Annotated in this window: 9 protein-coding genes; all 9 read left to right on the forward strand. The window is 66.2% G+C overall.

All coding sequences use genetic code 11. The features are described 5' to 3' along the window. Positions 1-70: 70 nt before the first annotated feature. On the forward strand, positions 71-1,678 hold the full coding sequence (locus tag E4L98_RS10185) for a carboxyl transferase domain-containing protein (RefSeq protein ID WP_135201449.1): 1,608 nt from the start codon (positions 71-73) through the stop codon (positions 1,676-1,678). A 10-nt stretch (positions 1,679-1,688) separates the two neighbouring features. Further along, the gene (locus E4L98_RS10190) at positions 1,689-2,474 is read left to right on the forward strand and encodes an enoyl-CoA hydratase/isomerase family protein (RefSeq protein WP_205746696.1); all 786 of its coding nucleotides are present in this window, start codon (positions 1,689-1,691) and stop codon (positions 2,472-2,474) included. Between the two features lie 19 nt (positions 2,475-2,493). Then, the gene (gene bioA, locus E4L98_RS10195; protein ID WP_135201451.1) at positions 2,494-3,822 is read left to right on the forward strand and encodes an adenosylmethionine--8-amino-7-oxononanoate transaminase; all 1,329 of its coding nucleotides are present in this window, start codon (positions 2,494-2,496) and stop codon (positions 3,820-3,822) included. Positions 3,823-3,824: 2 nt separating this feature from the next. Further along, entirely contained in the window at positions 3,825-5,009 is a 1,185-nt protein-coding gene (gene bioF / locus E4L98_RS10200; RefSeq protein ID WP_135201452.1) for an 8-amino-7-oxononanoate synthase, read from the forward strand. 1 nt (position 5,010) lies between these two features. Next, positions 5,011-5,787: a dethiobiotin synthase gene (bioD, locus tag E4L98_RS10205; protein WP_135201453.1), complete on the forward strand. Its 777-nt coding sequence runs from the start codon at positions 5,011-5,013 to the stop codon at positions 5,785-5,787. Positions 5,788-5,804: 17 nt separating this feature from the next. Further along, positions 5,805-6,851: a biotin synthase BioB gene (bioB, locus tag E4L98_RS10210; RefSeq protein WP_135201454.1), complete on the forward strand. Its 1,047-nt coding sequence runs from the start codon at positions 5,805-5,807 to the stop codon at positions 6,849-6,851. A gap of 76 nt (positions 6,852-6,927) precedes the next feature. After that, positions 6,928-8,952, forward strand: coding sequence for an acetyl-CoA carboxylase biotin carboxylase subunit (locus E4L98_RS10215; protein WP_135201455.1), 2,025 nt, complete (start codon positions 6,928-6,930; stop codon positions 8,950-8,952). A gap of 10 nt (positions 8,953-8,962) precedes the next feature. After that, complete coding sequence (locus tag E4L98_RS10220; RefSeq protein ID WP_135201456.1) at positions 8,963-9,895, forward strand: 2-hydroxyacid dehydrogenase; 933 nt, start codon at positions 8,963-8,965, stop codon at positions 9,893-9,895. Beyond that, positions 9,896-10,801 (forward strand): hydroxymethylglutaryl-CoA lyase, encoded by a 906-nt coding sequence (locus tag E4L98_RS10225; RefSeq protein ID WP_135201457.1) that lies wholly within the window; start codon positions 9,896-9,898, stop codon positions 10,799-10,801. It begins immediately after the preceding gene. Positions 10,802-10,919 lie beyond the last annotated feature (118 nt).

Genomic DNA, 10,919 nt, shown 5'->3' on the forward strand with positions numbered 1-10,919 from the left:
TCGGACATTGCATCGCGCGCGATGCAATGTCCGAATGTCGGCTCTGACCCCGAATAAGAAAGGAAAAGCCATGCCGCAGATCGAAAGCAAGCTCAACCCTCGTAGCGAGGATTTCAAGGCCAATGCCGCCGCCATGCAGGCCGTCGTCGACGATTTGCGCGACAAGATCGCCAGGATCGCGCTCGGCGGCGGTGAGGCGGCCTCGGCCAAGCACGTGGCACGTGGCAAGCTGCTGCCGCGCGACCGTGTGCAGATGCTGCTCGATCCCGCCACGCCTTTCCTCGAACTGTCGCAAATGGCCGCCTATGGCATGTATGACGATGCGGCGCCGGCGGCCGGCATCATCACCGGCATCGGCCGCGTGGCCGGCCAGGAGTGCGTGATCGTCTGCAATGACGCCACCGTCAAGGGCGGCACCTACTACCCGATGACGGTCAAGAAGCACCTGCGCGCGCAGGAGATCGCCGACCAGAACAACCTGCCGTGCATTTATCTGGTCGACTCGGGCGGCGCCAACCTGCCCAACCAGGATGACGTGTTCCCCGACCGCGACCACTTCGGCCGCATCTTCTACAACCAGGCCAACCTCTCGGCCAAGGGCATTCCGCAGATCGCGGTGGTGATGGGTTCCTGCACCGCCGGCGGCGCCTATGTGCCGGCCATGAGCGACGAATCGATCATCGTCAGGGAGCAGGGCACCATCTTCCTCGGCGGTCCGCCGCTGGTGAAGGCCGCCACCGGCGAGGTGGTGACGGCGGAAGACCTGGGCGGCGGCGATGTGCACACGCGCCTGTCCGGCGTGGCCGACCACCTGGCGCAGAACGATCTGCACGCGCTGTCGCTGGCGCGCACCATCGTCGCGAATCTGAACCGCGTCAAGCCGCAACAGGGCGTGTTGCGCGAAACGGTGGCGCCGGCGTATCCGGCGCAGGAACTGTACGGCGTGATCCCGGCCGATACCCGCAAGCCCTTCGATGTGCGCGAGGTGATCGCCCGCATCGTCGACGGCAGCGAGTTCGATGAATTCAAGGCGCGCTACGGCACCACGCTGGTGTGCGGCTTCGCCCACATCTTCGGCATGAAGGTCGGGATCATCGCCAACAACGGCATCCTGTTTTCCGAATCGGCGCTGAAGGGCACCCACTTCATCGAGCTGTGCGCGCAGCGCAAGATTCCGCTGGTGTTCCTGCAGAATATCACCGGCTTCATGGTCGGCCGCAAGTATGAAAACGAAGGCATCGCCCGCAACGGCGCCAAGATGGTGACGGCGGTGGCGACGGCGGCGGTGCCCAAGTTCACCGTGATCATCGGCGGCAGCTTCGGTGCCGGCAACTACGGCATGTGCGGCCGCGCGTTCTCGCCGCGCTTCATGTGGATGTGGCCCAATGCGCGCATCTCGGTAATGGGCGGCGAGCAGGCGGCGTCCGTGCTGGCGACCGTGAAACGCGACGGTATCGAGGCCAAGGGCGGCGCATGGTCGGCCGAGGAGGAAGCCGCCTTCAAGCAGCCGATCAAGGAGCAGTACGAACACCAGGGCCACCCGTACTACGCCACCGCGCGCCTGTGGGATGACGGCGTGATCGATCCGGCCGACACGCGCATGGTGCTGGGTCTGGGCCTGTCCGCCGCGCTGAACGCGGAAATCGAAGACACCAAATTCGGCGTCTTCCGCATGTAAGGGCTGCATGATGACCTACACCACCCTGACCATCGCCCGCGAAAACCACGTCGCCACCGTGACGCTGAACCGTCCCGACGTGCGCAACGCCTTCAACGAAACCACCATCGCCGAGATCACGCGGGTCTTCCGCGAACTGGGCGAGGATGCGGACTTGCGCGCCATCGTGCTGGCCGCGAATGGCCCGGCCTTCTGCGCCGGCGCCGATTTGAACTGGATGAAAAAAATGGCGGGCTACACGCACGCCGAAAACCATGCCGACGCTCTGCAACTGGCGGAGATGCTGCGCACCATCTATCTGTGTCCCAAGCCCGTGGTGGCGAAGGTGCAGGGCGATTGCTACGCCGGCGGCATGGGCCTCGTGGCCGCGTGCGACATCATCGTCGCGGTGGAACAGGCCAACTTCTGTCTGAGCGAAGTGAAGCTGGGCCTGATCCCCGCCACCATTTCGCCGTATGTGATCAAGGCCATGGGCGAGAACGCGTCGCGCCGCTACTTCCTGACCGCCGAGCGTTTTGGCGCGGCGGAAGCGCTGCGCATCGGCTTCGCGCACGAGGTGGTCGCCGCCGATGCGCTGGACGCCAGGGTGGCGGACATCGTCAAAGCCCTGGTCAACAACAGCCCGCACGCCGTGCAGCAGGCCAAAGTGCTGGTGCGCGAAGTGAGCGGGCAAGCCGTCGACGATGCGCTGCTGGCCGATACGGCCGAGCGCATCGCGCAGATCCGCGCCTCGGAACAAGGGCGAGAAGGCGTGGCTTCCTTCCTGGAGAAGCGCAAGCCCGCCTGGCTAGGTTAGCTAAAGTTAGGAGCAGTTTTTGGAATTGAACAAACAAAGCGACTGGGTCGCGCGCAGCCTGCGCAGCGTATGGCATCCATGCACCCAGATGCAGCATCACGAAACCATCCCCCTGATCCCGGTCAGCCGGGGCAAGGGCGCATGGCTGTACGACCATGAAGGCCGCCGCTACCTGGACGCGATCAGCTCCTGGTGGGTGAACCTGTTCGGCCACGCCAACCCGCGCATCAACGCGGCCCTGAAGGACCAGCTGGATACGCTGGAACACGCCATGCTCGCCGGCTTCACGCACGAGCCGGTGATCGAACTGTCGGAAAAGCTGTCGGCGCTGACCGGCCATGTGCTGGGTCACAGCTTCTACGCCAGCGACGGCGCCTCGGCGGTGGAAATCGCCCTGAAGATGAGCTTCCACTCGTGGCGCAACCGCGGTCACGCCGGCAAGCAGGAATTCGTCTGCCTCAAGGGCAGCTACCACGGCGAGACCATCGGCGCGCTGGCCGTCACCGACGTCGCCCTGTTCAAGGACGCCTATGGCCCGCTGCTGCGTGCCGCGCAGACCGTGATCTCGCCCGACGCGCGCGCCGCCGTCGATGGCGAAACGCCGCAGGACGTGGCGCGCCGCGCCGCCGCCGACGTCGAGCGCCTGTTCACCGAGCGCGGCGACAGCATCGCCGCCATCATCATCGAGCCGCTGGTGCAATGCGCCACCGGCATGGCCATGCACGACCCGCTCTACCTGCAACTGGTGCGCGCCCTGTGCGACCGCCACAATGTGCACCTGATCCTGGACGAAATCGCCGTCGGCTGCGGCCGCACCGGCACCTTCTTCGCCTGCGAGCAGGCCGGCGTGTGGCCGGACTTCCTGTGCCTGTCCAAGGGCATCAGCGGCGGCTACCTGCCGCTGTCGCTGGTGATGACGCGCGACGAGATCTATCAGGCGTTCTATCACAACGACGTCACACGCGGTTTCCTGCATTCGCACTCCTACACCGGCAATCCGCTGGCCTGCCGCGCCGCCCTGGCGACGCTGCAGATTTTCGAAGAAGACGATGTGCTGAACGCCAACCGCGTCAAGGCCGAGCGCCTGACCGCCGCGCTGCAACCGCTGGCGCAGCACCACAAGGTACGCAACTTCCGCCAGCGCGGCATGATCTGGGCCTTCGACGCCATCGACGCGCCGGCCGATTTCTCGCGCCGCTTCTTCGCCACCGCGACCGAACACGAATTGCTGATGCGCCCCATCGGCGCCACCGTCTACATGATGCCGCCGTATGTCCTCAGCGACGAGGAGATCGACGGCCTGGCCGCCAACACGCTGGCCGTGTTCGACAAAGTGATGGCAGGCTGACCATGGAACTGCTGGCAAAACTCCAACAGCAGCTGCATGCGCTGGAAGACAGGCAGCTGATACGCAAGCGCCGCACGGTGGAATCGCCCTGCGGCCCGCGCGTGACGGTGGACGGCCGCGAACTGCTGGCTTTCTGCAGCAACGATTACCTGGGCCTGGCCAACCACGACGCGATCAGACACGCGCTGCAGGAAGGCGCCGCCCTGTACGGCGCCGGCAGCGGCGCTTCGCACCTGATCAGCGGCCATGGACGCGCCCACGCGCAGCTGGAAGGGCGCCTGACGCAATTCGTTGCCGCCCATCTGGAAGCGCCGCGCGCGATCAGCTTCAGCACCGGCTACATGGCCAACCTGGCCGTCATCACCGGCCTGACCGCCGGCGACCGCGAAGCCGAAATCTTTTCGGAAGAACTGAATCACGCCTCGCTGATCGACGGCGCCCGCCTGGCGCGCGTGAAGACGCACGTCTACCCGCACGCCGACCTGGCCGCGCTCGAAACCCTGCTGCAAGCCAGCAGCGCCGCTACCAGAGTCGTCGTCACGGACAGCGTCTTCAGCATGGACGGCAACCTGGCGCCGCTGCCCGCCCTGCTGGCCCTGTGCGAACAATATGGGGCCTGGCTGGTGGTGGACGACGCCCACGGCTTCGGCACGCTGGGCGAGCGCGGTCACGGCGCGCTGGAACACTTCGACCTGCGCTCGCCCTACCTGGTCTACATGGGCACCTTGGGCAAGGCGGCGGGCGTTGCTGGCGCCTTCGTGGCCGCGCACGAAACCGTGATCGACACCCTGATCCAGAAAGCACGACCGTACATTTTCACCACCGCCGCGCCGCCGGCCATGGCGCACGCGCTGCTGGCCAGCCTGGATCTGATCGAAGGCGCGGAAGGCGCGCGCCGCCGCGCCCATCTGCAGGCATTGGTGGCACAATTGGATGACGGCCTGCGCCTGGCGCGCTGGCGACGGCTGCCGTCGAAAACCGCGATCCAGCCCATCCTGATCGGCGATAATGGCGACACCATGCGCGCCGGCGCGGCTCTCTACGAGCAGGGCCTGTGGGTCGGCGCCATCCGTCCGCCGACCGTGGCGCCGGGCACCGCGCGCCTGCGCGTCACGCTGTCGGCAGGACACGACCGTGCGGACGTCGCACAATTGATCACCGCGCTCAACGCATTGGAAAGGACCTGAAATGAGCCTCGACGATCCTGTGATCGCAGTTACGCCGGAGACGCAGTCGGCAGCCGCGGGTAGCGGCGCGCCGCCGCGCTTCAGCTGCTTCGTCACCGGCACCGACACCGAAATCGGCAAGACCCTGATTTCCTCCGCCATGCTGCACGCCCTGGTACAACGCGGCGTGCGCGCCTGCGGCATGAAACCCGTGGCCGCCGGCACCGAACTTCACGATGACGGCAAGTGGCACAACGACGATTGCGACCGCCTGGCGGCCGCCGGCAACGTGCACCTGCTGCAATCGATCACCACGCCCTTCCTGTTGAAGGAGCCGGCCGCGCCGCACATCGCCGCCGAGCTGGAAGGCATCACCATTTCTCCTGTGCCTATCCTGGCCGCCTACGTCGAAATCAACGCCGCGTCGGACGCGGTGGTGGTGGAGGGCGTGGGCGGCTTCCGCGTGCCGCTGAACGACGAATTCGACACCGCCGACCTGGCCGAACAACTGGCGCTGCCGGTGGTGCTGGTGGTCGGCCTGCGCCTGGGCTGCATCAGCCACGCGCTGCTGACGGTGGAGGCCATCCAGTCGCGCGGCCTGACGCTGGCCGGCTGGGTCGCCAATGAAACCCAGGCCGACATGGCCTTCGCCGACGAGAACGTGCTGGCGCTCGAACTGCGCATCCCGGCGCCGTTGCTCGGCCGCGTGCCGCGCCTGGAAGACCCGAGCGCGGAAGCCGCCGCCGGCTACATCGATTTTACGCAGCTGCCCAACTGGCCGCTGTCCGACACCATTTGAACCAAGAAGGAATCACCATGCCACAGAACATCCTGAAAGAACCCAAGGTCGTCTCGCTGCACCGTCCCGCCGCGCCGATCGCGCCCGCCGCATCGACCTGGCCGCGCGAGGAAGTGCTGGCGCTGTTCGAGCTGCCGTTCAATGACCTGATGTTCAAGGCCCAGCAAGTCCACCGCGCCAACTTCCCGGACGGCGACGTCGAACTGGCCACCCTGCTGTCGATCAAGACCGGCGGCTGCGAAGAAGATTGCGGCTACTGCCCGCAGGCGGCACGTTACGACACCGGCGTCGAAGCCAAGAAGATCCTCGACATCGACACCGTGCTGGACGCCGCCAAACAGGCCAAGGACAATGGCGCCACCCGCTTCTGCATGGGCGCCGCCTGGCGCAGCCCGAAAGACCGCGACATGGACAAGGTCGAAGAGATGGTGCGCTCGGTGAAGGCGCTGGGCCTGGAAACCTGCGCCACCCTGGGCATGCTGGAAGAGCACCAGGCGCAGCGCCTGAAGGACGCGGGCCTGGACTACTACAACCACAACCTGGACACCGCGCCCGAGTTCTACGACAACGTGATCTCCACCCGCGAATACCAGGACCGCCTGGACACCTTGGGTCACGTGCGCGAAGCGGGCTTGAAGATCTGCTGCGGCGGCATCGTCGGCATGGGCGAGACGCGCGACCAGCGCGCCGGCCTGATCGCGCAGCTGGCCAACCTGAATCCGTATCCGGAATCGGTGCCGATCAACCACCTGGTGCAGGTGGAAGGCACGCCGCTGTACGGCCTGGAGCCGCTGGACCCGTTCGAATTCGTGCGCACCATCGCCGTCGCGCGCATCACCATGCCGAAGGCGCGCGTGCGCCTGTCGGCCGGCCGCCGCGAGCTGGGCGAAGCGGTGCAGGCGATGTGCTTCATGGCCGGCGCCAATTCCATCTTCTACGGCGACAAGCTGCTGACCACCGATAACCCGGAAGCCAACGACGACCGCGCCCTGTTGGAGAAACTGGGCCTGCGCACTCGCGGCGCCGTGCTGGAATCGGTACAAAAGGAACAGTGCGGCTGCTGATCCGCCGGTCCGCTCGCGCATCACCATAAAAAAACTTCCAGCGCATTGACAAAATCCAGCTGCAAAGAGAGAGACGATGTTTACAAAAATCCTGATCGCCAATCGTGGTGAAATCGCCTGCCGTGTGGCCGCCACCGCACGCCGCATGGGCATCAAGACCGTGGCCGTGTATTCGGAAGCGGACGCCGACGCCAAACACGTCGCCGTTTGCGACGAGGCGGTGCTGATCGGTCCCGCCGCCGCCAAGGAAAGCTACCTGTGCGGCGACAAGATCATCGCCGTCGCCAAGGCCAGCGGCGCGCAGGCCATCCATCCCGGCTACGGTTTCCTGTCCGAGAACGCCGAATTCGCGGAAGCCTGCGCGGCGGCGGGCCTGGTGTTCATCGGCCCGCCCGCATCGGCCATGCGCGCCATGGGTTCCAAGTCGGCCGCCAAGCAGCTGATGGAGAAGGCCAACGTGCCGCTGGTGCCGGGCTATCACGGCGAGCGGCAGGACGCCGAGTTCCTGCACACGCAGGCCGACCAGATCGGCTACCCGGTGCTGCTCAAGGCCTCGGCCGGCGGCGGCGGCAAGGGCATGCGCGTGGTGGAGAACTCGGCGCAGTTCAAGGATGCGCTGGCGTCCTGCAAGCGCGAGGCGATCAGTTCTTTTGGCGACGACAAGGTGCTGGCGGAGAAATACCTGCAGCGCCCGCGCCACATCGAAATCCAGGTGTTCGCCGACACGCTGGGCAATTGCATCTACCTGTTCGAGCGCGATTGCTCGGTGCAGCGCCGTCACCAGAAAGTGCTGGAAGAAGCGCCCGCGCCGGGCATGACGGCAGAGCGCCGCGCGGCCATGGGCGAGGCGGCGGTGGCTGCCGCGCGCGCGGTCGGTTACGTCGGCGCCGGCACGGTGGAGTTCATCGCCAACCAGGACGGCTCGTTCTACTTCATGGAGATGAACACCCGCCTGCAGGTCGAACATCCGGTCACCGAGATGATCACCGGGACCGACCTGGTGGAATGGCAGCTGCGCGTCGCCGCCGGCGAAGCGCTGCCGAAAAAGCAGCATCAACTGGCCATCAACGGCCACGCCATCGAGGCGCGCATCTACGCCGAAAATCCGGAAAAGGGCTTCCTGCCGTCGATCGGCACGCTGCGCCATCTGGGCACACCGGATGCGGTCTCGTTCGAACTGGGCGGCGTGGCCGGTGCGCCGGCCGGTGTGCGCATCGATTCCGGTGTGCGCGCCGGCGACGCCATCTCGCCGTTCTACGATCCGATGATCGCCAAGCTGATTGTCTGGGGCGCCGACCGCAAACAGGCGCTGGCGCGCATGGCGCAGGCGCTGGCGCAGTACCAGATCGTCGGCCTGAACACCAACATCGCCTTCCTCAAGCGCCTGGTGGAAGGCCAGGCCTTCGCCAGCGCCGATCTGGACACGGGCCTGATCGAGCGCAATCACGACAGCCTGTTCCCTGCCGCGCAGCCGGCGCCGCAAGGCGCGCTGGCCCTGGCCGCGGTCGCGCTGATCACGGCCGAGCAGGGCGCGGCGGCGCGCGCCGGCGCCAGCAGCGGCGATCCATGGAGCCAGGCCAGCGGCTGGCGCATGAACCAGGCGTATGTGCGCAAACTGTCGTTCGGCGACGCGCATGCGGCGTATGATGTCTTCGTCACCTACCGCGCGGATGGCTGGCTGTTCAGCACCGCCGGCACCCAGCCGCAGCCGCTGAGCCTGACCGCCGCCGGCAATGGCGACTACAGCATCAAACTCGGCGCGCAGGCCCTGCACGGCGCGGTGCGGCGCGACGGTGAAGTGTTCCACGTCTTCGCCAACGGCGCGCATCATCCGCTGGCCTGGAACGATCCGATGGCGCACGCCGGTGAAACGGAAACGGAAGGCGGCCGCCTGACCGCGCCGATGCCGGGCAAGGTGGTCGCCGTGCTGGCGGCCAAAGGCCAGGAGGTGAAGAGGGGCGCCGCGCTGGTCATCATGGAAGCGATGAAGATGGAGCACACCATCGCCGCGCCGCACGATGGCGTGGTGGACGAGATCCTCTACAACGTCGGCGACCAGGTGGCCGATGGCGCGCCACTGCTGGCCTTCAAGGCCGCATAAAGGAGGCATCATGCGCATACTGCTGCACCGCGCCGACGGCAAGACCGAGCCCTGGATCAAGGACTTCGCCAAGTTTCTGCCCGAGGCCGAAATCGAAATCTGGCACGCCGGCGAACAGTGCCAGGCCTGCGACTACGCGGTGGTGTGGTCGCCGCCCGAGGCCATGCTGCCGGAGCTGGCCACCGTCAAGGCCATCTTCGTCACCGGCGCCGGCGTCGACGCGCTGCTGAAATTCGGCGACGCGCTGCCGCGCCACATCCCCATCGTGCGACTGGAAGATGCCGGCATGGCGGTGCAGATGGCGGAATACGTCACCCACTTCGTGCTGCGCTACTTCCGCCGCTTCGACGAATACGAAGCGCAGGCGCGCGCCGGACAATGGGCGCCGCTGCCGCAGCATCACCGCGAGGATTTCGTCGTCGGCGTGCTGGGCATGGGCATCCTGGGCACGCGCGTGCTGGAGGCGCTGGCGCCGTTCGGCTTCCCGCTGCGCGGCTGGAGCCGCACCGAGAAAAGCATGCCGGGAGTGCAGTGCTTCAGCGGCGCCGACGGCCTGGATACCTTCCTGCGCGGCAGCCGCGTGCTGGTCTGCATGCTGCCGCTGACGCCGGACACCAGCAACATCATGGACCGCACCAACATGTGCAAGCTGCCGCAAGGCTCGTACATCATCAACGTCGCGCGCGGCGCCCATCTGGCGGAGCCGGATTTGCTCACACTGATCAAGTCCGGCCACATCGCCGCCGCGACGCTGGATGTGCTGCGCAATGAGCCGCTGCCGGTGCAGCATCCGTTCTGGCAGGAGCCGCGCATCACCATCACACCGCATATCTCCGCGCTGACGCTGCGCCGCGAAAGCGTGCAGCAGATCGCCGATAAGATCCGCAAGACCGAGAAGGGCGAACAAGTCGCCGGCACGGTCGACCGCACACTGGGGTACTAAATGAACAGCTTACCGAACAAGGTCAAAATCGTCGAAGTCGGCCCGCGCGACGGCCTGCAGAACGAAAAGGAAAACGTCCCGGCCGGGATCAAGATCGAACTGGTCAACCGTCTCACCGGCGCCGGCTTCCGGAACATCGAAGCGGCGGCCTTCGTCTCGCCGAAGTGGGTGCCGCAGATGGCCACCAGCGCCGAAGTCATGGCCGCCATCGAGCGCAAGCCGGGCGTGATCTACTCCGCGCTGACGCCCAACATGCAGGGCTTCGAAGCGGCACTGGCGGCCAGGGCCGACGAAGTGGTGATCTTCGGTTCCGCCTCGGAAGCCTTCTCGCAAAAGAACATCAACTGTTCGATCGCCGAATCGATCGCGCGCTTCGAGGGCGTGGCCAGGGCAGCGAGGGAACATGGCATCCGCCTGCGCGGCAGCATCAGCTGCTCGTTCGGCTGCCCCTACCAGGGCGACGTGCCGCTGGACGCGGTGGCCGACGTGGTGGGTCGCATGCGCGACCTGGGCTGCGATGAAATCGACATCGCCGACACCATCGGCGTCGCCACGCCGCGCAAGACGCAGGCCGTGATGGAGCGCGCGATACAAGCCTTCCACGTCGACCGCCTGTCGGGCCACTTCCACGACACCTACGGCCAGGCGCTGGCCAACATCTACGCCAGCCTGGAGCTGGGCATCTCGATTTACCACTCGTCGGTCTCCGGCCTGGGCGGCTGTCCGTACGCCAAGGGCGCCACCGGCAACGTCGCCACCGAGGACGTGCTGTACATGATGCAGGGCCTGGGCATCGACACCGGCATCGACCTCGACACCGTGGTCGACGCCGGCATCTTCATCTCGCAATTCCTCAACCGCAAAAGCGCCAGCCGCGCCGGCAACGCCATCGCCGCCAAATGCTGACCCCGACTTCAAGGCCTGGAAATGAAAAAACCCGTTTGATGTTGCCATCAAACGGGTTTTTAAATTTTGGTCGGAGTACAAGGATTCGAACCTTGGACCCTCTGGTCCCAAACCAGAT

The organism is Duganella callida (assembly GCF_004614165.1).
Classification (GTDB): Bacteria; Pseudomonadota; Gammaproteobacteria; order Burkholderiales; family Burkholderiaceae_D; genus Rugamonas; species Rugamonas callida.